This is a genomic window from Kitasatospora sp. NPDC098663, from assembly GCF_044760075.1.
Taxonomy (GTDB): domain Bacteria; phylum Actinomycetota; class Actinomycetes; order Streptomycetales; family Streptomycetaceae; genus Kitasatospora.
In genome coordinates, this window is the sequence record NZ_JBIWAP010000026.1 from 26,968 (window position 1) to 48,065 (window position 21,098).

The 21,098-nt window shown below is 73.8% G+C and carries 18 protein-coding genes; 11 read left to right on the forward strand and 7 right to left on the reverse strand.

Annotated elements, in window-relative coordinates; genetic code table 11:
- The first annotated feature begins 167 nt into the window (after positions 1-167).
- The 3 genes from recA to rny all read left to right on the forward strand — a co-directional run bounded on the left by recA (position 168) and on the right by rny (position 3,996).
- Complete coding sequence (recA, locus tag ACIQVZ_RS26265) at positions 168-1,280, forward strand: recombinase RecA (RefSeq protein ID WP_350880191.1); 1,113 nt, start codon at positions 168-170, stop codon at positions 1,278-1,280.
- Between the two features lie 4 nt (positions 1,281-1,284).
- On the forward strand, positions 1,285-2,373 hold the full coding sequence (gene recX, locus ACIQVZ_RS26270) for a recombination regulator RecX (RefSeq protein ID WP_402453240.1): 1,089 nt from the start codon (positions 1,285-1,287) through the stop codon (positions 2,371-2,373).
- A gap of 153 nt (positions 2,374-2,526) precedes the next feature.
- The gene (gene rny, locus ACIQVZ_RS26275; RefSeq protein WP_402453241.1) at positions 2,527-3,996 is read left to right on the forward strand and encodes a ribonuclease Y; all 1,470 of its coding nucleotides are present in this window, start codon (positions 2,527-2,529) and stop codon (positions 3,994-3,996) included.
- A gap of 50 nt (positions 3,997-4,046) precedes the next feature.
- Here the strand turns inward: rny and ACIQVZ_RS26280 are convergent, their stop codons facing one another.
- The 5 genes from ACIQVZ_RS26280 to ACIQVZ_RS26300 all read right to left on the reverse strand — a co-directional run bounded on the left by ACIQVZ_RS26280 (position 4,047) and on the right by ACIQVZ_RS26300 (position 9,268).
- Complete coding sequence (locus tag ACIQVZ_RS26280) at positions 4,047-5,795, reverse strand: FAD-dependent monooxygenase (protein WP_350880187.1); 1,749 nt, start codon at positions 5,793-5,795, stop codon at positions 4,047-4,049.
- 122 nt (positions 5,796-5,917) lie between these two features.
- Entirely contained in the window at positions 5,918-6,769 is an 852-nt protein-coding gene (locus ACIQVZ_RS26285) for an amino acid ABC transporter permease (protein ID WP_350880185.1), read from the reverse strand.
- Positions 6,766-7,416 (reverse strand): amino acid ABC transporter permease, encoded by a 651-nt coding sequence (locus tag ACIQVZ_RS26290; RefSeq protein WP_350880183.1) that lies wholly within the window; start codon positions 7,414-7,416, stop codon positions 6,766-6,768. The genes ACIQVZ_RS26285 and ACIQVZ_RS26290 overlap by 4 nt, the downstream gene beginning before the upstream one ends.
- Positions 7,417-7,471: 55 nt before the next feature.
- A complete protein-coding gene (locus tag ACIQVZ_RS26295) occupies positions 7,472-8,374 on the reverse strand; it encodes a glutamate ABC transporter substrate-binding protein (RefSeq protein WP_402453242.1) in 903 nt (300 codons plus the stop codon).
- Positions 8,375-8,494: 120 nt separating this feature from the next.
- Positions 8,495-9,268, reverse strand: a complete 774-nt coding sequence (locus tag ACIQVZ_RS26300) for an amino acid ABC transporter ATP-binding protein (RefSeq protein ID WP_350880179.1) — start codon at positions 9,266-9,268, stop codon at positions 8,495-8,497.
- 371 nt (positions 9,269-9,639) lie between these two features.
- Between ACIQVZ_RS26300 and ACIQVZ_RS26305 the strand changes: the two genes are divergently transcribed.
- Entirely contained in the window at positions 9,640-10,395 is a 756-nt protein-coding gene (locus ACIQVZ_RS26305; protein ID WP_350880177.1) for a response regulator transcription factor, read from the forward strand.
- Positions 10,396-10,401: 6 nt separating this feature from the next.
- Positions 10,402-11,835 (forward strand): sensor histidine kinase, encoded by a 1,434-nt coding sequence (locus tag ACIQVZ_RS26310; protein WP_402453243.1) that lies wholly within the window; start codon positions 10,402-10,404, stop codon positions 11,833-11,835.
- 33 nt (positions 11,836-11,868) lie between these two features.
- Here ACIQVZ_RS26310 and ACIQVZ_RS26315 read toward each other — a convergent pair whose 3' ends face one another.
- On the reverse strand, positions 11,869-12,888 hold the full coding sequence (locus ACIQVZ_RS26315) for a TAXI family TRAP transporter solute-binding subunit (protein ID WP_350880173.1): 1,020 nt from the start codon (positions 12,886-12,888) through the stop codon (positions 11,869-11,871).
- Positions 12,889-12,973: 85 nt separating this feature from the next.
- Here ACIQVZ_RS26315 and miaB point away from each other — a divergent pair, with 85 nt between their 5' ends.
- Positions 12,974-14,476 carry a tRNA (N6-isopentenyl adenosine(37)-C2)-methylthiotransferase MiaB gene (miaB, locus tag ACIQVZ_RS26320; protein ID WP_402453244.1) on the forward strand — a complete coding sequence of 501 codons (1,503 nt, stop codon included), beginning with the start codon at positions 12,974-12,976 and terminating at the stop codon, positions 14,474-14,476.
- A 117-nt stretch (positions 14,477-14,593) separates the two neighbouring features.
- Positions 14,594-15,292 carry a class III extradiol dioxygenase subunit B-like domain-containing protein gene (locus tag ACIQVZ_RS26325; RefSeq protein WP_402453245.1) on the forward strand — a complete coding sequence of 233 codons (699 nt, stop codon included), beginning with the start codon at positions 14,594-14,596 and terminating at the stop codon, positions 15,290-15,292.
- Between the two features lie 15 nt (positions 15,293-15,307).
- On the opposite strand, the gene ACIQVZ_RS26330 is transcribed toward ACIQVZ_RS26325, so the two are convergent.
- Positions 15,308-15,571: an antitoxin gene (locus ACIQVZ_RS26330; RefSeq protein ID WP_363584573.1), complete on the reverse strand. Its 264-nt coding sequence runs from the start codon at positions 15,569-15,571 to the stop codon at positions 15,308-15,310.
- A gap of 199 nt (positions 15,572-15,770) precedes the next feature.
- Between ACIQVZ_RS26330 and miaA the strand changes: the two genes are divergently transcribed.
- The 4 genes from miaA (at position 15,771) to ACIQVZ_RS26350 (ending at position 21,009) form a co-directional block, all read left to right on the forward strand.
- Positions 15,771-16,736, forward strand: coding sequence for a tRNA (adenosine(37)-N6)-dimethylallyltransferase MiaA (miaA, locus tag ACIQVZ_RS26335; RefSeq protein ID WP_402453247.1), 966 nt, complete (start codon positions 15,771-15,773; stop codon positions 16,734-16,736).
- A 226-nt stretch (positions 16,737-16,962) separates the two neighbouring features.
- Positions 16,963-17,463, forward strand: coding sequence for a hypothetical protein (locus ACIQVZ_RS26340; protein WP_063349335.1), 501 nt, complete (start codon positions 16,963-16,965; stop codon positions 17,461-17,463).
- Between the two features lie 97 nt (positions 17,464-17,560).
- Entirely contained in the window at positions 17,561-18,472 is a 912-nt protein-coding gene (gene dapF / locus ACIQVZ_RS26345) for a diaminopimelate epimerase (RefSeq protein ID WP_402453249.1), read from the forward strand.
- Between the two features lie 197 nt (positions 18,473-18,669).
- Complete coding sequence (locus ACIQVZ_RS26350; RefSeq protein WP_402453250.1) at positions 18,670-21,009, forward strand: RelA/SpoT family protein; 2,340 nt, start codon at positions 18,670-18,672, stop codon at positions 21,007-21,009.
- Positions 21,010-21,098: the final 89 nt, after the last annotated feature.

A 21,098-nucleotide genomic window follows, 5' to 3' on the forward strand; every position in this document is an offset into this window, starting at 1 on the left:
CGGTGGCGGCACCGTCGGACGTGCGAGGCTTGAATCGAACATTTGTTCTCTGTACTCTCCGGCGAGGAGTTTTCCACAGGCGGAGCCGGGTCGGGCTCGTTTGTCAGTGGGACGCGCTAGCGTCGAACACGATGAAGCGCACAGCACAGAACCCGAGGGTGGAAGCCATGGCAGGTACGGACCGCGAGAAGGCCCTTGAGAACGCACTCGCTCAGATCGAGCGGCAGTTCGGCAAGGGCTCGGTGATGCGCCTGGGCGAGAAGGCCAACGAGCCGATCGACGTGATCCCCACCGGGTCCACCGCCCTGGACGTCGCCCTCGGTGTCGGCGGTATCCCGCGCGGCCGGGTGGTCGAGATCTACGGCCCCGAGTCCTCCGGCAAGACCACCCTGACCCTGCACCTGGCGGCCAACGCCCAGCGGGCCGGCGGCACGGTCGCCTTCGTCGACGCGGAGCACGCGCTCGACCCCGAGTACGCCAAGAAGCTCGGCGTGGACACCGACGCCCTGCTGGTCAGCCAGCCGGACACCGGTGAGCAGGCGCTGGAGATCACGGACATGCTGATCCGCTCCGGCGCGGTCGACCTGATCATCATCGACTCGGTCGCGGCGCTCGTCCCGCGTGCGGAGATCGAGGGCGAGATGGGTGACTCGCACGTCGGTCTGCAGGCCCGGCTGATGAGCCAGGCGCTGCGCAAGATCGCCGGTGCGCTGAACCAGTCGGGCACCACGGCGGTGTTCATCAACCAGCTGCGCGAGAAGATCGGCGTCATGTTCGGCTCGCCGGAGACCACGACCGGTGGCCGGGCGCTGAAGTTCTACGCCTCGGTCCGGCTGGACATCCGCCGGATCGAGACCCTGAAGGACGGCACCGAGGCGGTCGGCAACCGCACCCGCGTCAAGGTGGTCAAGAACAAGGTCGCCGCGCCGTTCAAGCAGGCCGAGTTCGACATCCTCTACGGCGTCGGCATCAGTCGCGAGGGCGGTCTGATCGACATGGGCGTCGAGCACGGCTTCATCCGCAAGTCCGGCGCCTGGTACACCTACGAGGGCGACCAGCTCGGCCAGGGCAAGGAGAACGCCCGCAACTTCCTGCGGGACAACCCGCAGCTCGCCGACGAGATCGAGCGGAAGATCAAGGGCAAGCTCGGCATCGGCCCGAAGACCGAGGAGCCGGCCGAGGGCGAGGCGGCTGCCGCCGACGGCGCCGCGAAGCCGATCACCGCGACCGCCGCCAAGACGGCCGCGGCGAAGAAGACGGCGGCGGCCGCCAAGGCCTGAACCGTTGACGCAGCACGACGCAGTGGGTGAGGGCGGCCCGAAGGACCCGGACGACGACTACGGGCCGCCGGACTGGTTCGCCGCCGTGGCGGGGGAGCCGGAGCCGCCGTTCGAGGCGACGCCCCGGGCGCGGTCGCAGTCCCGGAAGGGGCGGCGGCGGGAGCGATCCTCCGCCGCACAGTGGGCATCCGGCCCGGAGCCGGAGTTCGACCGGGCGCCGACCCGGGCGGTGCGCGGCGCGGCGCCCAGGTCGGTGCCGGCGGAGCCGACGGTGGACGAGCTCGGGCTGGTCTCCGCCTCCGAACTGCCCACCGGCCGCCGCAGGCGGCGCTCGGCACTGGTGGCCGAGGAGTTCGACGAGGCCGGCTCCGCGACGGCGGGCGACGGCCGGGGCGAGGCAGGGGCGGTCGGTCACGGGGGTGTGACCGCCCCGGCCCCACGCATCGGTGCCGGCGCGCGTCGTGGGCGGCGCACCGCGGCCGGGCGCTCCGCCGGGCGCGTCTCGGACGAGGCGGGCGCTCCGGGTGACGAGCACGACCCCTCCGCCCGTACCGGCCGAACCGCGCGGAAGCGGGCCGGAGCCGAGGAGACGGCCGATCCCGAGGCCCGCGCCCGCGACATCTGCCTGCGGCTGCTCACCGGCGCGGCCAAGAGCCGCAAACAGCTCGCCGACGCCCTGCGCAAGCGGGAGATCCCGGACGACGTCGCCGACGAGGTGCTCACCCGACTCGAAGAGGTCGGGCTGATCGACGACGCGGCCTTCGCCGCGGCCTGGGTGGAGTCCCGGCACGCCGTCCGGGGGCTGTCCCGGCGGGCGCTGGCCCAGGAACTGCGCACCAAGGGCGTGGCCGCGGACCTGGTCGAACAGGCCGTCGCCCAGCTCGACCACGACGACGAGACCGAGGCCGCCCGGGCACTGGTCGACCGCAAGCTGCGGTCCACCCGGGGGCTGGACCCGCAGGTCCGGATACGGCGGCTGGTCGGCGTGCTGGCCCGGCGCGGCTACTCCGAGGGGCTGGCGTTCCGGGTGGTGCGGAGCGCGCTGGACGAGGAGGAGCCGGGCGAACCGTCGGGAACCGGGAGGGCCTGGTGACCGTCCGGTAGCTATTGCGTAGGCTTCTTGGTCCAGTCCAGGTCGAGTCTTGACCGTTTCGTGACCCGCACCTAGCCTCGCACTCAGTGCGGGGGCGCTTCCGGACGGCGGTCCACGCCGGGCGGCGGACAGCGGTGACGGGGAGTGGGCGGCATGAGGATCTCTGCGGGCACCGGACCGGACGCCTCCCTGCTGCCACTCGCCGGGTCGGCCGGCGTCGTTCTGCTGTTCCTCGCCGTCCTGGTCGGGCTGCTGGCCAAGCGGCTCCGGGCCGCCCAGCGGCGCGCCGGCGTCGAGGCCGAGCGCGTCCGCGGCTGGGCCGAGCAGCAGACCTCCCGACAGCGGGCCGAACTCGCCCGGCGCGAGGAGCAGTTGGCCGATGAGCTGCGCCGGGTCCGGAGCAGGGAGGACGAACTCGCCGCGCGCTCCGCCGATCTGGAGCGCACCCGGGGCGAGGCCGAGGCGCTGGTGACCCGCCGGGTGGCGGTGCTGGAGCGGGCCGGCGGACTCTCCGCCGAGCAGGCCCGCGCCGAACTCCTGCGGGAGGCCGCGACCACGGCCCGGCGGGAGGCCGCGGTCACGGTCCGGGAGATCGAGCGCGAGGCCAGGGAGGAGGGCGAGCGCCGGGCCCGGGGCATCCTCGCCGGGGCGATCCAGCGGCTGGCGACGGTGCAGACCGCCGAGACGGCGGTCACCGTCCTCCGGCTGCCGAGCGAGGACATGAAGGGCCGGATCATCGGCCGCGAGGGCCGCAACATCCGTGCCTTCGAGGCGGTCACCGGCGTCAACCTGATCATCGACGACACCCCCGCGACGGTGCAGCTCTCCTGCTTCGACCCGGTCCGCCGGGAGACCGCCCGGCTCACCCTGGAACAACTGGTCGAGGACGGCCGGATCCACCCGACCCGGATCGAGCACGTCCACGAGCGCAGCCGCGAGGAGGTCGAGCAGTGCTGCGTCCGGGCCGGTGAGGACGCCCTGCTGGACGCCCGGGTCGGCGGGATGCACCCCGAACTCGTCCGCACCCTGGGCAGTCTGCGCTACCGGGTCTCGTACGGGCAGAACGTGCTCGGGCACCTGCTGGAGTCCGCGCACCTGGCCGGGATGATGGCCGCCGAGCTCGGGGTGGCCCCGGAGCCGGTGCGGCGGTCGGCGCTGCTGCACGACATCGGCAAGGCGCTCACCCACGAGGTCGAGGGCAGCCACGCGGCGGTCGGCGCGGACTTCGCCCGCCGGCACGGGGAGTCCCCGGAGGTGGTGCACGCGATCGCCGCGCACCACGGCGAGGTGGAGCCGCGCACCGTGGAGGCCGTGCTCACGCAGGCCGCGGACGCCTGTTCGGGCGGGCGGCCCGGGGCGCGCAAGGAGTCGCTGGAGGTGTACGTGCGGCGGCTGGCGCGGCTGGAGGAGATCGCCCGCGCGCACGAGGGCGTGGCCGAGGTGTACGCCATGCAGGCGGGGCGCGAGGTGCGGGTGATGGTGCGGCCGGAGGAGGTGGACGACCTCGGGGCGCAGCTGATCGCCCGGGAGGTCGCCCGGCAGGTCTCCGAGGAGCTGACCTATCCGGGCCAGATCCGCGTGACGGTGGTCCGGGAGAGCCGGGCCATCGCGGTGGCGAGTTAGGCCCTGTCCGGCGCACGCCCAGGGCGCGCGCCAGGGGTGCACGCCCGGGACTACGTGCGGGGTGAGTCGACCTGCTGGGGCGCCTGGCGGGCGGCGGGCTCCGGCGCGGGGTCCTGGTCGGGCTCGGGTTCGGGTGCGCCGGCGAGCGGGGCCGGCCCGCCCCGGGCGCGGTCGGCGAGCGCCAGCAGGTCCTCGGCGGCGGCGCCCTGGGTGGCGCCGACCAGGTGCCCGTCCGGCCGGATCAGCAGCACGGTGTGCGGGCCGGCCTCCGGGTACTCCTCGGTGACCAGCACCTCGGCGGGCACCGGCAGCGCGGCGGCGACCTCGGCGAGCCGGGGCATCAGGCCGGCGCCCAGCCAGTGCTCGGCGGACCAGACGGCGGTGCCGGGGGCGACCAGCAGCAGCAGGAAGGTGACGCCGAGCCGGGCGTGCAGGTGGTCCGGGGTGCCGTCGGCTGCGAGCACCGGAAGGTCCGGGACGAGCACGCCGGGGGCGGTGGCCGGCAGCAGTTCGCTGAGCGAGGTGGTGCCGCGGGCACCGCGCTGGACCGGCACCCGGCCGGGGACGCCCGAGGGCGCGGCCGGGTAGGCGGGCGCGCCGCCGAAGCGGCCGGTGCCGAGTTGTCCGTCGGCGAGCAGCGGCGCGTGCTTGCGGAAGCCGCCGACCAGCAGCGAGCGCCGGGTCTGCTGCCAGCCGCGCAGCGGGCGCAGCAGCGGCATGGACTGGTCGACGGCGCGCAGCCGGGCGCCGACCGCGCCGCGCCGTTCGGCCTCGTAGCCGTCCAGCAGGGAGCCTCCGGGCTGCGGGCCGCCGGAGTGGAGGTGCCAGGCGAGGGAGAGCCGCCAGGCGAGGTTGTCGGCGTCGCGCAGTCCGTCGGCCAGGTTCTGCATGCCGAGCGCGCCGTGCAGGTGGGCGGCGTCGCCGGCGAGGAAGCAGCGGCCGCTGCGGAACCGGGCGGCGAGGCGCTGCTGGGCGGTGTGGTCGGCGGCGGCGAGCAGGTCGAAGCGGGGGAGTTCGCCGCACCAGCCGGTGAGGGTGGCGGTGACCCGGGTGAGCAGGGTGTCGCCGGTGACGACGCCGGGCCAGGTGGCGTGCGGGTCGACGGCTTCGGTGGGGGCGGGCCGCCCGGGGGGCAGCCGCCAGTCGAGCCGCCAGACGCCGTCCGGCAGCGGGCGGGCGGAGGCCTCGCGGTCGCCGCGCCACGGGGGCTCGCGGTGCAGCCGGGCCTCGTGGAAGGGCAGGTCGACCCGGACGGTGGCGATGGCGTTGCGGTCGACGGCGGGGCGGCCGGGGAAGCGGATCTTCAGGAGTTTGCGGACGGCGGATCTGGCACCGTCGCAGCCGACCAGGTGGCTGCCGCGCCACCAGGTGCTGGAGCCGTCCTGGGTGCCGTGGGTGCGGACGCTGACGCCGTCGCGGTCCTGTTCGAGTTCGACGACCCGGCTCAGCGGGACCAGCCGGACCAGCGGGGTGCCGGTGAGGGCGTCGCGCAGGCCGCGCTGAAGGCGGTGCTGGGGCAGGTGGAAGGCGGGGGAGTCGGTGAGGTCGATCCGCAGCACCTCCTGGCGGCGGCGCCAGACGGTGAAGGAGTCCCAGAGGGCGGAGTCGGAGACGGCCCGCGGGTAGCCGATCCGGGTGAGGAAGGCGGCGGTGTCGGCCCCGAGGACGACGCTGCGCGGGCCCTCGGGGCAGAGCCCGGAGCCCTCGTCCAGGACGATGGTCGGCACCTCGTGCCGGGCGAGGGCGAGGGCCAGGGCCAGACCGACCGGTCCGGCCCCGACCACGATCACCGGGTCCATGCGGTGACCTCCGGGCACGAACCGGCCGATGGGCCGGCGTCAGTTACCGCTGCCGCATATGCCGCGTGGATGCTCCCGGGAGGTGTCACGAAGAGCAATGCAACAGTTCACCTGCGTGTGCGTCAAGCAGCAGCTGAAGTGCGCCGGTTCGCGCCGCGACGGCCGCGCGCTTCGATCCACCGGGCGAGGGCGGTCAGCAGCAGGCACATGGCGATGTAGATCGGACCGATCACCAGCACCACGGGGATGTAGGGGAAGCCCGCGGCGTTGATCGGCTGGCTGGCGATCGCCTTGCCGACGAACAGCAGCTCGTGGAAGGTGATGACGAAGCCGAGCGAGGTGTCCTTCAGGGTGACGACCAGCTGGCCGATCATCGAGGGCAGCATCGAGCGGATCGCCTGCGGCACCAGGATGCCGGCCATCACCTGGGTCTTGCGCATGCCGAGGGCGTAGGCCGCCTCGGCCTGGCCGCGCGGAACGGCGTTGACGCCGCTGCGGATGATCTCGGCCTGCACCGAGCCGTTGTAGAGGGTGAGTCCGATGACCAGCGCCCACATCGGCTCCTTCGCGAAGAACGCGTAGTAGAGCGCGACGATGAGGATCAGCAGCGGCATCGCCCGGAAGAACTGGACGAAGCCGACGGCCGCCCAGCGGACCGGCTTGTGGTCGGAGAGCTGCCCGGCGGCGAGCAGGCCGCCCAGGGTGAGCGAGAACAGCGCGGCCAGGCCGAAGGCCTCCAGGGTGGAGAGCAGGCCGTCCACGATGCGCTGCTGGACGGTGTTGTACTGGAACGCGTCCCACATGAGCGGGTCGAACTGGCCGTTGTCGGAGAGCGCGGCGAGGACGTACCAGAGCAGGGCGGCGACGCCGATCAGCGCCAGCACCCCGAACAGTCGGTACCGGGTGCGGGCCCGCGGGCCGGGGGCGTCGTAGAGGACGCTGGCCGTGGGGGTGCGGGTGAAGAGGTTGCTCATCGGGCCACCGCCAGTCGGGATTCCAGGACGCGGAACAGCGTGGCGACCGTGGCACTGATCACCAGGTAGGCGCAGGCCACCCAGAAGAAGATCCCGAAGATCGCGTAGCCGCGCTCGGAGAGGGTCTGCTGCACGCTGTACAGCTCGCTGACGCTGAACGCGCCGGCGATCGCCGAGTTCCTCGGCAGTGCGATGAACACACTGCTCAGCGGGGCCAGGACGGTCCGGGTGGCCTGCGGCAGGATGATCAGGGTGAGGGTCTGGCCGAAGCTCATGCCGAGGCTGCGGGCCGCCTCGGCCTGCCCGAGCGGCACGGTGTTGATGCCCGAGCGGATCACCTCGCAGACGAACGAGGCGGTGTAGCCGCCGAGCGCCAGCACCGCGAAGGTGAGGTGGCTGAAGTGCACCCCGAGCGGCGGCAGGCCGAAGGTGACGGCGAAGAACAGCAGGGTCAGCGGGGTGTTGCGGAACAGCGTGACCCAGGCGGTGCCGAAGGCCCGCAGGACCGGCACCGGGGAGACCCGGAAGGCCGCCAGCAGGGTGCCCAGCAGCAGGGCGAGCAGGGCGCTGAGCGCGCTCAGCTCGATCGTCTGCAGGAAGCCGTCGCGGAACAACGCGAAGTTGTCCTGCTCGAACAGGAACCCCATCCGGCGGCCCTCCTCTCATCAGATGGTCAGGACGGATGGTCGGGCGTGGACCGGATCAGTAGCGTTCGAGGGCCGGCACGGCCGGCGCGGCGGAGCCGGACGCGCCCAGGGTCGCGTCGTAGGCCTTCTTCCAGTCGCCGTTGTCCTCGTGGGCCTTGAGCGCGTCGCTGATGGCGTTGCGCAGGACCGCGTCGTCCTTGTTGAGACCGACGCCGTAGTTCTCCTTGGTGAACGGCTTGCCGACCACCTTGAGCTTGGGGGCGTACTTGGAGGCGTAGCCCTTGAGGATCGCGTCGTCGGTGGTGACCGCGTCGACCTCGCCGGACAGCAGCTTCTCGACGCAGGCCGAGTAGGTGTCGAACTGCGTGATCTTCGGGTTGTACTGCTGGATGTTCTTGATCGAGGTGGAGCCGGTGGCGGTGCAGATGTTCTTGCCGCCGACGCTCTCCGGGCCGGTGATCGCGGTGTTGTCGGCCTTCACCAGGAAGTCCTGGCCGGCGATGTAGTACGGGCCGGCGAAGGAGACCGTCTTCTTGCGCTCGTCGTTGATGCTGTAGGTGCCGACGTAGAAGTCGATCTGGCCCTTGGCGATGGCCGGCTCGCGCTGCGAGGAGACCAGCGTCTGCCACTTGATCTGCTGCGGGCTGAAGCCGAGGTCGGCGGCGATCATCTTGGCGATCTCGATGTCGAAGCCGCTGCGGTCGCCGCTGGCGACGTCCTCGAAGCCCAGGAACGGCTGGTCGGCCTTGGCGCCGATGATCAGCTGGCCGCGCTTCCTCGCCTCGGTGAGGATCGCCGAGTCGATCTTGACGTCGGTCTTGACCGTGTAGGTGGGCAGCGCCGGGGCGTTGCCGCTGCTCGCGGCGGTGGCGCCGGGGGTGCCGTCCTTGCCGCAGGCGGCGGTGGCGGTGAGCGCGACGGCACAGAGCGCGACGGCGAGGGTGCGACGAGTCCTCATGAGGGTTGTTCTCCTGGGAGCTGGGCCACGGCTAACCGGGCTCTGGCGTCTGGAAGGTGCGTGCACGGGCAGGGCCGCCCGGCGTCCTTGCCGGTGGCGGCCTCGCGTGGTCTCGAAGCGTCAGTGGTGGAGGATCTTCGAGAGGAAGTCCTTGGCACGGTCGGAACGCGGCGCGGTGAAGAAGGCGTCCGGGGTGTTCTGTTCGACGATCCGGCCGTCGGCCATGAACAGCACGCGGTTGGCGGCGGAGCGGGCGAAACCCATCTCGTGGGTGACCACGACCATCGTCATGCCGTCGGCGGCCAGCTGGCGCATGACCTCCAGCACCTCGTTGACCATCTCCGGGTCGAGGGCCGAGGTGGGCTCGTCGAAGAGCATCACCTTGGGCTTCATCGCCAGCGCCCGGGCGATCGCCACGCGCTGCTGCTGGCCGCCGGAGAGCTGGGCGGGGAATTTGTCCGCCTGCGCGCCGACGCCGACCCGCTCCAGCAGTGCGCGGGCGGTCTTCTCGGCCTGCGCCCGGGCGATCCCGCGCACCTTGACCTGGCCGATGACGACGTTCTCCAGCACCGTCTTGTGCGCGAACAGGTTGAAGCTCTGGAACACCATGCCGACCTCGGCGCGCAGCCGGGCCAGCTCCTTGCCCTCGGCGGGCAGCGGGCGGCCGTCGATGGTGATCGTGCCGGAGTCGATGGTCTCCAGCCGGTTGATCGTCCGGCAGAGCGTCGACTTGCCGGAGCCGGACGGCCCGATCAGGACCACGACCTCGCCCTGGACGATCTTCAGGTCGATGTCCTGGAGGACGTGCAGCGCTCCGTAGTGCTTGTTCACGCTGCTCAGCACGACCAGGGGGGCGGCTGCAGGGGTGGAGTCCTCGACCGGATTCTCGGCCATCGCGCCTGCTCCCTCGTGTCGGCCCGTGAAAGTCTGAACTCCCTTGGGCGGCAATGGTGGTACGAAATCCGGGAGCCGCGACCGGCGGAGCCGCAGCCCCCGGTGGGCCGACCATAGGAGTGATGACGACGTGCCGTCAGCCGATCTGAGCGGAACTTGAGGATCACGAAACGGCCACACGCTGCTCGCGGGCTGTTCGCCGGGGCGCCAACGGGGCATGTGACAGCGGGCGTCCGCTCCGGCGCGCCCCGCCCGGTGGCAGCCGTCGGGCGACCGAGCCTGGCGCCGGGCCGCCCACTGGCTCATACTGCGCAGGACCGGGGCCCGACCGGGCGGTCCCGGCGATCAGGTGGGGGAAGGAGGAGAACAGGATGCGACTGCTGCTCGTCGAGGACGACGAACGCGTGGCCGCCGCGCTGGTCGCGGTACTGGGCCGGCACGGCTTCCAGGTCCGGCACGCCCGCAGCGGGCACGAGGCGCTGGACGCCCTGGTGCCGGACGGGAACGACCCGTACCGGGTGGTGCTGCTCGACCTCGGGCTGCCCGACCGCGACGGCTTCGAGGTGTGCAGCCGGATCAGGGCCGGCAGCGGCGTCCCGGTGATCATGGTCACCGCCCGCGCCGACATCCGCTCCCGGATCCACGGCCTCAACCTGGGCGCCGACGACTACGTCACCAAGCCCTACGACATGGGCGAGCTGCTCGCCCGCATCCACGCGGTGGCCCGCCGCGGCGCCGCCCCCGCCTCGGTGGCGGTGCCCGCGCCCGACGCCGTCCCGCAGCAGCGCGGTCCGCTGGAGTCCCGCGGCATCCGGATCGACCGGGAGCGCCGCCGGGTCAGCGTGGACGGCCGGGACGTGCCGCTCACCCGCAAGGAGTTCGACCTGCTCGCCCTGCTCGCCCAGAGCCCCGGCGTGGTCTACCGGCGCGAGCAGATCTTCAGCGAGGTCTGGCGCAGCGGCTGGGAGGGCAACGGGCGCACCCTGGAGGTGCACATCGGCTCGCTGCGCAACAAGCTCGCGCTGCCCGGCCTGGTCGAGGCCGTCCGCGGCGTCGGCTACCGCCTGATCCCGGAGTCCCCGGCGCCCGCCGCGGACCCGGCCCCGCCCGCCCCCGCGGAGCGCTGACCGCGCGTGCGCACCCGCCTGCTCGGCATCCTGATCGCCCTCATGCTCTGCGTCCTGGCCGCCCTGGGGCTGCCGCTCGCGGCGGCGGTCGCGGCGGCCGAGCAGAGCAAGGTGGTCGTCGACCGGCTCGACGACGCCGCCCGCTTCGCCCAGGACCTGCCCACCTCCGGCCCCTCGGCGGTGGAGTCCGCGCTCAAGGGCGACCCGGAGCCCGCCCCCGGCGACGTCAGCCGCCGGCACGCGATCGACGCCGAGGTCCGCCGCTACCACGACCTGTACGGCGTGCGGCTGGGCATCTTCCAGCGCGACGGCGTGCCGATCGCCGCCGCCCCCGCCGACTGGCGGGTGCCCCCCGGCGGCTGGGGCGCGCAGGCCTTCCAGGAGGCGCTGGACGGGCGGCGCAGCCACAACCCGCCCCAGGTCTGGCCGTGGACCGACGACCGCACCCTGACCGTCGCCACCCCGGTGGTGCGCGACGGCGACGTGGTCGCGGTGGTGCTCAGCGAGTCCCCCACCGGGGCGCTGCGCACCCGGATCCTGCACAGCTGGCTGGTGATCGGCGCCGGCGAGGCCGCCGCGATGATCGTCGCGGTGCTGCTGGCCGGCCGGCTCACCGAGTGGGTGCTGCGCCCGGTCCGCACCCTCGACCGGGCCACCCACGACATCGCCACCGGCCGGATGGCCGCCCGGGTCGCGCCGGGCGGCGGCCCGCCCGAGCTGCAGCGGCTGGCCCGCTCGTTCAACGAGATGGCCGACCACGTGGTGCTCGCCATGGACCAGCAGAAGGCTTTCGTCGCGGACGCCTCGCACCAGCTGCGCAACCCGCTGGCGGCCCTGCTGCTGCGGGTCGAGGTGCTCGGTCTGGAACTGCCCGAGGGGCACGAGGAGGAGCTCGGCGGCGTCCGGGAGGAGGGCCTCCGGCTGGCCCGGGTGCTGGACGACCTGCTGGGCCTGGCCACCGCCGAGCACGCCCGCCCCGAACCCGAGCAGACCGACCTCACCGCGCTCACCCTGGCCCGGGTCGACGCCTGGCGGCCGGTCGCCGAGCAGCGCGGGATCGAGCTGCGCTGGGAGGGCCCGGCGCTCGCCGTCGGCATGGCGGACCCGATCGGCTTCGGCTCCGCCCTGGACGCCGTGCTGGACAACGCGCTCAAGTTCGGCCCGGCCGGCAGCGCGGTGCGGCTGAAGGTCTCGGTGCGCCGGGACGAGGTCGCGGTGACCGTCACGGACGCCGGGCCCGGCCTCGCCGAGGACGAGCTGCCCCGCGCCGGGGACCGCTTCTGGCGCAGCCCGCGGCACCAGAACGTGGACGGCTCCGGGCTCGGCCTGTCGATCGCCCGCACCCTGCTGGCGGCGGGCGGCGGTTCGCTCGCCTTCGCTCCGGTCCAGCCGACCGGGCTCGGGGTGACGTTGGCGGTGCCGCGGCCGGAGAAGCGGTAGCCCGGACGGCTTCAGGGCCTCAGGGCCTTGTATTCAGGGCTTCACCGAGCGGTAGTAGCGGGCCGCGCCCTCGTGCAGCGGGAGCGGGTCGGTGTAGACGGCGGTGCGCAGGTCGACCAGCTGGGCGGCGTGCACCTGGGCGCCGATCTGGTCGCGGCTGTCGATCACCGCCCGGGTCATGCCCTCGACCAGGCCCGGGTCCACGTCGTCCCGGGTGATCAGCAGGTTGGGCACGGCCACGGTGGCGACGGCGTCCTTGGGGTCGGCGTTCGGGTAGGTGCCCTTGGGCATGGTGGCCGCCCGGTAGGCGTCGGTGCCGCCGCCCTCCATCTTGTGGATGGCCCCGGCGAGGTCCCCCAGCGGCACGACCCGCATCCGCATGTGGTCGGACAGGTCGGTGAGGGCGCTGGTCGGCAGGCCGCCGGACCAGAAGAAGGCGTCGAGCTTGTTCTCCCGCAGCTGGTCGGCGGCGTCGCCGACGCCCGCCGACACCGGGACGATGTCGTGGTCCGGGTCCAGGCCGGCCGCGGCCAGCAGCCGCCTGGTCACCAGGTTCACCCCGGACTGCGGCAGGCCCACGCCGACCCGCAGCCCCTTGAGGTCGGCCGTGCGGTGCACCGTCGAGGAGGACGGGACGATCAGCTGGAGGTAGTCGTCGTACAGCCGTGCGATCGCCCGCAGCCGGTCCTTGCCCGGGCCCTGGTAGTCGGCGACGGCGTCGGCGGTGGCGATCGCGAAGTCGTCCTGGCCGCTGGTCACCCGGGCCAGGTTGTCGATCGAGCCCTCGGTGTTGTCCAGGGCCAGCCGCACCCCCGGCATGGCCTTGGCGACGTGGGCCTCCAGCAACTGCCCGTACCGGTCGTAGACACCGCGCTGCACACCGGTCGCGAAGCGCGTCTCACCGCGCGGGTAGCCGGGCGAGCGGCCCGCCGACAGCCACCAGCCGCCCAGCCCCGCGACCAGCAGCGCCAGCACCAGCACCGTCCGCCACAGCGGGCTGCGGGCCGCGGTGCGGACGGCGGCGCCGAGACGGGACGGGGTGGTGGGGGTCATGCAGGGATACTGCCAGGCGCTCCGCCGGAACGGGAGGGGAAACGGTGGGGGAAAAGCGCTTCGCGGCTGCCCGTACCCTGGTCTGGTGAGCGGTGAGAGCGGATTGAAGAGCTACAAGGTCGTCACGTACGGCTGCCAGATGAACGTCCACGACTCCGAGCGGCTGTCCGGCCTGCTGGAGGACGCGGGTTACGTCAAGGCCGGGCAGGACGGCGACCCGGACCTGGTCGTGTTCAACACCTGCGCGGTGCGGGAGAACGCCGACAACAAGCTGTACGGCAACCTCGGGCAGCTGGCGCCGGTCAAGAGCCGCCACAAGGGCATGCAGATCGCCGTCGGCGGCTGCCTCGCCCAGAAGGACCGCGACACCATCGTCCGCAAGGCCCCCTGGGTCGACGTGGTGTTCGGCACCCACAACATCGGCCACCTGCCGGCGCTGCTGGAGCGGGCCGCGGTCGAGCGCAAGGCCCAGGTCGAGATCCTGGAGTCGCTGGAGACCTTCCCCTCCACCCTGCCGACCCGCCGCGAGTCCGCGTACGCCGCGTGGGTCGCCATCTCCGTGGGCTGCAACAACACCTGCACCTTCTGCATCGTCCCCGCGCTGCGCGGCAAGGAGGAGGACCGCCGCCCCGGCGACGTCCTCGCCGAGATCGAGGCGCTGGTGGACGAGGGCGTCATCGAGGTGACCCTGCTCGGCCAGAACGTCAACGCCTACGGCTCCGACCTGGGCGACCGCGAGGCCTTCTCCAAGCTGCTGCGCGCCGCCGGCCAGATCGAGGGCCTGGAGCGGATCCGCTTCACCTCGCCGCACCCGCGCGACTTCACCGACGACGTGATCGCCGCGATGGCCGAGACGCCGAACGTGATGCACCAGCTGCACATGCCGCTGCAGTCCGGCTCGGACACCGTTCTCAAGGCGATGCGCCGCTCCTACCGCCAGGAGCGCTTCCTCGGGATCATCCGGAAGGTCCGCGAGGCCATGCCGGACGCGGCCATCTCCACCGACATCATCGTGGGCTTCCCCGGCGAGACCGAGGAGGACTTCGAGCAGACGATGCACACCGTCCGCGAGGCCCGCTTCACCAACGCCTTCACCTTCCAGTACTCCAAGCGCCCCGGCACCCCGGCCGCCGAGATGGCGGACCAGGTGCCGAAGGCCGTCGTGCAGGCCCGCTACGACCGGCTGATCGCCCTCCAGGAGGAGATCTCCTGGGAGGAGAACAAGAAGCAGGTCGGCCGCACCCTGGAGATCCTGGTCGCCGAGGGCGAGGGGAAGAAGGACGACAGGACCGACCGGCTCTCCGGCCGCGCCCCCGACAACCGGCTGGTGCACTTCACCAGGCCGACGGAGCCGGTGCGCCCGGGCGACCTGGTGACCGTCGAGATCACCTACGCCGCCCCGCACCACCTGCTCGCCGAGGGCCCGTCGCTCGCGGTGCGCCGCACCCGGGCCGGCGACGCCGGGGAGAAGCGCCAGGCCAAGCCCGCGGCCAAGCCGGCCGGGGTGATGCTCGGCCTGCCGGGCATCGGTGCCCCGGCCGCGCTGCCGCTGGCCGCTCCGGCGGGCGGGGCCTGCTGCGGCGACTGACGGCCCGCTCCCCGAACGGGGCCCGTTCCTGGATCGGCGGCCCGCTCCTCCACCGGCGGCCCGGCGGGACTTCGAGTCCGGCCGGGCCGCCGTCGCCGTTTGGCTAGAGTGATCCGCATGCTGGTAGCCGCCGCCGTGTGCCCCTGTCCGCCGCTGCTCGTCCCCGAGGTCGCCGCCGGGGCGGCCGCCGAACTGGACCCGTTGCGGGCCGCCTGCGACGAGGCCCTGGCGGCCCTGGTCGCGGCCGGGCCGCAGTTGGTCGTGGTGGTCGGCGCCGGGCCGGAGGCCGAGGTGTGGACCGAGGGTGGGGCCGGTTCCTTCCACCGCTACGGGGTGCCGCTGGTCGCCAAGCTGCCCGGCGGCCGGGTCGAGGGGCCGGAGCTGGCGCCCTCGCTGACGGTCGGCGCCTGGCTGCTGGAGCGCGCCGGGGTGACGCTGCCGACGCACGCCTGCGCGGTGCCCGCCGACGCGCCCGCCGACCGGATGCTCGGGCTCGGCCAGGGTCTGGCCCAGCTGGCCGACCGGGTCGGCCTGCTGGTGGTGGGCGACGGCAGCGCCTGCCGCTCGGTGAAGGCGCCCGGCTACCTGGACGAGCGCGCCGAGGGCTTCGACGCCGACCTGGCCGCCGCGCTGGGCTCCGCCGACCTGTCCGCGCTCGCCGCCCTGGACGCCGACCTGGCCGCCGAGCTCAAGGCCGAGGGCCGGGCGCCCTGGCAGGTGCTGGCCGGCGCCGCGGAGGGCGCCGGCCTCACCGCGCGGCTCGGCTACCAGGACGCCCCGTACGGGGTCGGCTACGTCGTGGCGTCCTGGAGCTGATCGGAGCGCGGGGCGTCAGGCCCGCGGCGCTTGGCCGTTGCCGCCGGCCGGCCCCTCCTCGCCCGGCTTCGGCTTGTGGGCGAAGTCGTCCACCGCGCCCTTGGCCTTGCTGGCGCCGTGCTCGATCTTCTCGCTGTACTTGCCCTTGGTCGCCTTGTCGATCGCGCCGCCGGCCTTGTCCACCGCGTGCTCGATCTGCTCGCTGTGCTTGCCGGCGAGCTCACTGGCCTTGCCCTTGAGCTCTTCGGCCTTGCCCTTGAGGTTGTCCATCAGACCCATGGCGATCTCACCCTTTCGTCCCTGTCTCCTGCCCAACGTCCGTCACAGCCGAACCGTTCGCAAACCGGCTCAACCGCGGAAACGAACCGGAGGCGGCCCGAGGCGGCCCGGGTCGGCCGGTGACGGTCACAGGTCGCGCGGTCGGGGCCGACGGGCAGCCCGGTCACCGGTGCGGTGGCGGTTTTGCGAGACTGGAGCGGTGAGCAGCTCCCGTACCGACCAGTCCCGCGCCGCCCAGCCCCGAGTGGTCTGCATCGTCGGCGCGACCGCCGCCGGCAAGTCCGACCTGGCCGTCGCCATCGCCCGCAGCCTCGGCGGCGAGGTGATCAACACCGACTCGATGCAGCTGTACCGGGGCATGGACATCGGCACCGCCAAGCTCACCCCCGCCGAGCGCGGCGGCGTGCCGCACCACCTGCTGGACGTCTGGGACGTCACCGAGGCCGCCAGCGTCGCCGAGTACCAGCGGCTGGCCCGGGCCGAGATCGACCGGCTGCTCGCGGCCGGGCGCACGCCCGTCCTGGTCGGCGGCTCCGGGCTGTACGTCCGGGCGGCGATCGACGAGATGGAGTTCCCCGGCACCGACCCGGCGGTCCGGGCCCGGCTGGAGGCCGAGCTGGAGGAGGCCGGCCCGCACGCGCTGCACCGGCGGCTGGCCGGGCTGGACCCGGCGGCCGCGGAGGCGATCCTGACCGGCAACGGGCGGCGGATCGTCCGCGCGCTGGAGGTCATCGAGATCACCGGGCAGCCGTTCACCGCGAACCTGCCCGGCAACACCGCCGTCTACGACGCGGTGCAGATCGGGGTCGCGCTGCCGCGCCCCGAACTGGACGAGCGGATCACGCTGCGGGTCGACCTGATGTGGCGGGCCGGACTGCTGGACGAGGTGCGCGCGCTGGAGCGGGTCGGGCTGCGGGAGGGGCGGACGGCCTCCCGGGCGCTCGGCTACCAGCAGGTGCTGGACCACTTCGCCGGCGAGTGCACCGAGGACGAGGCGCGGGCCGAGACCGTCCGGGCCACCAAGCGCTTCGCACGCCGTCAGGAGTCCTGGTTCCGCCGCGACGGCCGGATCCACTGGCTGTCCCGGCCGGCCGGCACCGACCCCGTCGAGCTGCTGGAACGCTCCCTGGAGCTGATCGACCGTCAGGATCGGTCGGCCGGGTAGGCGGGTTCCGGCCAATCCGGCGGTGCACCTGCGCGCGCAGGTGGCCGTGCAGGACGAACCGGCGGTCACGGCCCGATCACGTGATGGCCACGGATCACCCGTCGACGCCGGTCAGGCCCGGAACGCCCGTCTAGACATGCCATCATCGAAGGCGTAGGGGTCGGCCGCGCGGGCCGACCGTGCCCGACCGCGAGTCCGCTCGTGTCGAACTGTCAGGGGAGGCCGCGTGTCGACGGGTACCGGCCCCGAACCCGGCCAGAGCGGGAGTGTCACCGCACCGGCCGACGAGTCGACGAGGGGTGACCTCCCCGTGCTGACCGGCCTGGAGGCGCCCACCTCCTACGCGGTCGCACTGCCGGCCCTGGACAACCGCACCCCGGCGGGCGCGGTGCACGAGCGGGAGATCCGACCGCTGCGCCGGCTCCGCTGGTGGCAGACCCTGCCGATCGCCCTGCTGGGCATCCTCGGCTCGCTGATGTTCGCCTTCCCGCTCGCCTTCGGCTCGGCCGGGGCGCGCGCCACCATGGTCGGCATGCTCGGGCTGCTGCTCACCGCCGCCTCGGTCGGCTGGGGCGCGATGGCCGCCCGGCACGCCGGGTACAAGTGGCCGGGTCTGCCGCGCCGCGGCTCCGGGCAGCGGGCCGGCTGGAAGGCGATCGCGCTCTACACCCTGATCGCGCTGGTGGCCTGTGCGCTGGCCGTCTGGCGGGTCGCCTACCTGCGCTGATCCGTCGGCTGCCGGTGTCGGCTCCCCGGCTGCCCGCGCCGTTCCACCGGTCGGACTGCCCGGGTGGCCGGTGCGCCCGTTCAGTACCATCGGGAGGGTGAGCGCATCCTCCCCGCAGCCGGTCGGCGTCCCCTTCTTCAAGGGGCACGGCACCCAGAACGACTTCGTCATCGTCCCGGACCCGGACGGCGCGCTGGAGATCGGCCCCGGGGCCGTCGCCGCGCTGTGCGACCGGCGGGCCGGCATCGGCGGGGACGGGCTGCTGCGCGTGGTGCGCGCCGCCGCCGATCCGGCCGCCGCGGACCAGGCCGACCGGGCCGAGTGGTTCATGGACTACCGCAACTCCGACGGCAGCATCGCCGAGATGTGCGGCAACGGCGTGCGGGTCTTCGCCCGCTACCTGGTCGAGGCCGGCCTGGCCGAGCCCGGCGAGTTCGCGGTCGCCACCCGAGCCGGGGTGCGGACGGTGCGGGTCGCCGAGAACGCCGGGGACGGGACGCCCGGCGAGGTCACCGTCGACATGGGCCGGGCCCGGCTGCCCGGGCCGGACGGCGTCGAGGTCACGGTCGGCGCGCGGCGCTGGCCCGCGCTGAACGTCAACATGGGCAATCCGCACGCGGTGGCCTTCGTGGACAGCCTCGACCACGCCGGGGACCTGCTGTCCGCTCCGCTGACCAGCCCCGAAGGGGCCTACCCGGAGGGCGTGAACGTCGAGTTCGTGGTGGACCGCGGGCCGCGGCACGTCGCCATGCGGGTGTACGAGCGCGGCTCCGGCGAGACCCGCTCCTGCGGGACCGGCACCTGCGCCGTCGCGGTGGCCGCCATCCGCCGGGACGGCGTCGACCCGGCGGTCACCGGCGAGCCGGCCACCTACACCGTGGACGTGCCGGGCGGCCGACTGGTCATCACCGAGTACCCGGACGGCCGGATCGAGAAGACCGGCCCGGCGGTCATCGTGGCCGCCGGCGAGATCGACGCCCGCTGGTGGGCCGAACTGGGGCGTGTCTGACACGCCTGGGGCGCGGCTCGGACAGCTGACGGCCCGGTTTGCCCATTTCGCGTGGCGGTGAATCCGCCCGTTCGAGTGACGCGTGTCGCGGACGGGAAGCAAGGCATCGCGGAACGTGCTCTGCTCGGTAGCATGGACCACCGGGAAGGCGCCCCTCGGCGGGGTGGCGGCCGGTGATCGCTGCCGGAGGTGCGCCGATGACCATCGAAGCCGGGCAGTCCCTGACGGGGCAGCCGACGTCCGCACGGCAAGCCGGGGCCAGGCGGCCCCTGGGGGAGCTCGGCCGGGCCGCGCTCGGCCGAGCCGGGCGGGCCGCCCTGCTGGCCACCGGCCGGCCGCCCGTCCCGGACGCGCTCGAACCGCTCGTCCGGGTCCACCGCGAGCACCATCCGCAGGCCGACCTCGGCCTGCTCGCCCGGGCCTACCGCCTCGCCGAGGCCAGCCACCGGGGCCAGAAGCGCAAGAGCGGCGGGCCGTACATCACCCACCCGCTCGCCGTCACCATGATCCTGGCCCAACTCGGCGCCGGGACAACCACCTTGGTCGCCTCGCTGCTCCACGACACCGTCGAGGACACCGAGTTGACACTCGATCGGGTGAGCGACGGATTCGGTCCCGAAGTCGCTTACCTGGTCGACGGGGTGACGAAACTGGAGAAGGTCGACTTCGGCGCCGCCGCCGAGGCCGAGACCTTCCGCAAGATGCTGGTCGCCACCGGCGACGACGTCCGGGTGATGGTGATCAAGCTCGCCGACCGGCTGCACAACATGCGCACCATCCGGCACATGAAGCCGGCCAGCCAGGTGCGGATCGCCAAGGTCACCAGGGACGTGCTGATCCCGCTGGCCGAACGGCTCGGCATCCAGGTGCTCAAGGCGGAGCTGGAGGACATCGTCTTCGCCACCCTGCACCCCGAGGAGCACGCCCGCACCCGGGCCCTGATGGCCGGTCACGAGGGCCGGCCGGACGCCCTGCTGGCCCCCTTCGCCCGGCTGCTGGCCCGCCAGTTGTCCGAGACCGGGGTGACCGCCGAGGTCACCGTCCGGCCCCGGCACTGCGTGTCGCTGCACCGGGTGCTGCTCAAGCGGGCCGCCGCGCCCGGCCCGGACGGGCGGCCGCAGGGGCCGCAGCCCGCCGACTTCGGGCGGCTGCTGGTGGTCGTCGAGGAGAACGCCGACTGCTACGCCGTGCTCGGCGAGCTGCACACCTGCTGGACGCCGCTGCCCGGCGAGTTCAAGGACTTCGTCGCCGCCCCCAAGTTCAACCTCTACCAGTCGCTGCACACCGCCGTGGCGCTCAGCGGCGGCACGGTCGTCGAGGTGCTGGTGCGCACCCGGCGGATGCACGAGGTCGCCGAGACCGGGGTGGTCGCGCTCGGCGACCCGGAGCCGGCCGGCGCCGTCCAGGACGCCGACGAACTCGACCGCACCGACCCGGCCCGGCCCGGCTGGCTCAGCCGGCTGCTGGAGTGGCAGCAGGAGACGCCCGACCCGGACGCCTTCTGGTCCGCGCTCACCGCAGACCTGGCCGGCGACCGCGAGATCACCGTCGTGACGGAGAGCGGCGAAACGCTTCAGCTGAGGGCCGGCGCCACCTGCGTGGACGCCGCCTACCTGCTCGGCGAGGAGACCGGCCACCGGTGCATCGGAGCCCGGGTCAACGGCCGGCTCACCGCGCTCTCCACCGTCCTGCAGGACGGCGACCAGCTGGCCGTGCTCACCGAGGCCGTGCCCACCGGGACGGTGCTCACCGAGGACGGGCCGCGCCCCGCAGAACCCTCCGGGCCCGCGCCCGAGTGGCTCGCGCACGCCCGGACCCCGGCCGCCCGGCTGGCCATCGAACGCTGGCTCGCCGACCACCCGGCCCGGCTCCCGGCGGTGCGCACCGGCCCCTCCAGCGGCCAGCCCGCCCCGCCCGCGCACCGCACCACCGAGCGCCGGCCGGCCCCGGTCGCGGTGGCCGGCCGGCCCGGGGCGCCGGTCCGGCTGGCCCGCTGCTGCACGCCCGTGCCGCCGGACGAGGTGACCGGCTACCCGATCCGCGGCGGGGCCGTCGCCGTGCACCGCACCGGCTGTCCGGCCGGGGAGCGGATGCGCGCGGCCGGGCGCGCCGAGCTGGAGGTCCGCTGGCGGCCGGAGGGCACCCCGGCGGCCGGCCACCGGGCCACCCTGCGGGCCGAGGCGCTCAACCGGCCCCGGCTGCTCGCCGACCTCACGGCGGCCATCTCCGCCGAGGACGTCGGCATCGTCTCGGCCGAGGTCGAACCGCCGCAGGAGCTGCGGGTCCGGCACACCTACACCGTCGAACTGCCCGAGCCGGCCGCGCTGCCCGCGCTGATGCGGGCGATGCTCAAGGTCTCCGGGGTGTACGACGTCAGCCGGCCGCAGGCCCCGGACACCGGCGGGGCGCGCCACCCCGGGGAAAATGGGGATGACCGGTCCGCGCCGGGCGTGGGAGCATCATGGGGAATTCACGGCCGGTCCACGGCGTTCTCAGGGCACAGGAGCCCCGATGGCACCCGAGGACCTGAGGGGTAGCTCACCTCGCCCGGCGGTAACCGGGGCGGCAGCTGGGCAGACTCCGGGTGGGACCGCACAGAGCGGTCCCCACAGGCCATCCGCACCAG

Excerpts from the sequence above, each read along its gene's own strand:
- recA (WP_350880191.1), top strand. The coding sequence starts at position 168 with ATGGCAGGTACGGACCGCGAGAAGGCCCTTGAGAACGCACTCGCTCAG.
- rny (WP_402453241.1), top strand. The coding sequence starts at position 2,527 with ATGAGGATCTCTGCGGGCACCGGACCGGACGCCTCCCTGCTGCCACTC.
- ACIQVZ_RS26280 (WP_350880187.1), bottom strand. The coding sequence starts at position 5,795 with ATGGACCCGGTGATCGTGGTCGGGGCCGGACCGGTCGGTCTGGCCCTG.
- ACIQVZ_RS26285 (WP_350880185.1), bottom strand. The coding sequence starts at position 6,769 with ATGAGCAACCTCTTCACCCGCACCCCCACGGCCAGCGTCCTCTACGAC.
- ACIQVZ_RS26290 (WP_350880183.1), bottom strand. The coding sequence starts at position 7,416 with ATGGGGTTCCTGTTCGAGCAGGACAACTTCGCGTTGTTCCGCGACGGC.
- ACIQVZ_RS26295 (WP_402453242.1), bottom strand. The coding sequence starts at position 8,374 with ATGAGGACTCGTCGCACCCTCGCCGTCGCGCTCTGTGCCGTCGCGCTC.
- ACIQVZ_RS26300 (WP_350880179.1), bottom strand. The coding sequence starts at position 9,268 with ATGGCCGAGAATCCGGTCGAGGACTCCACCCCTGCAGCCGCCCCCCTG.
- ACIQVZ_RS26305 (WP_350880177.1), top strand. The coding sequence starts at position 9,640 with ATGCGACTGCTGCTCGTCGAGGACGACGAACGCGTGGCCGCCGCGCTG.
- ACIQVZ_RS26315 (WP_350880173.1), bottom strand. The coding sequence starts at position 12,888 with ATGACCCCCACCACCCCGTCCCGTCTCGGCGCCGCCGTCCGCACCGCG.
- ACIQVZ_RS26325 (WP_402453245.1), top strand. The coding sequence starts at position 14,594 with ATGCTGGTAGCCGCCGCCGTGTGCCCCTGTCCGCCGCTGCTCGTCCCC.
- ACIQVZ_RS26330 (WP_363584573.1), bottom strand. The coding sequence starts at position 15,571 with ATGGGTCTGATGGACAACCTCAAGGGCAAGGCCGAAGAGCTCAAGGGC.
- ACIQVZ_RS26350 (WP_402453250.1), top strand. The coding sequence starts at position 18,670 with ATGACCATCGAAGCCGGGCAGTCCCTGACGGGGCAGCCGACGTCCGCA.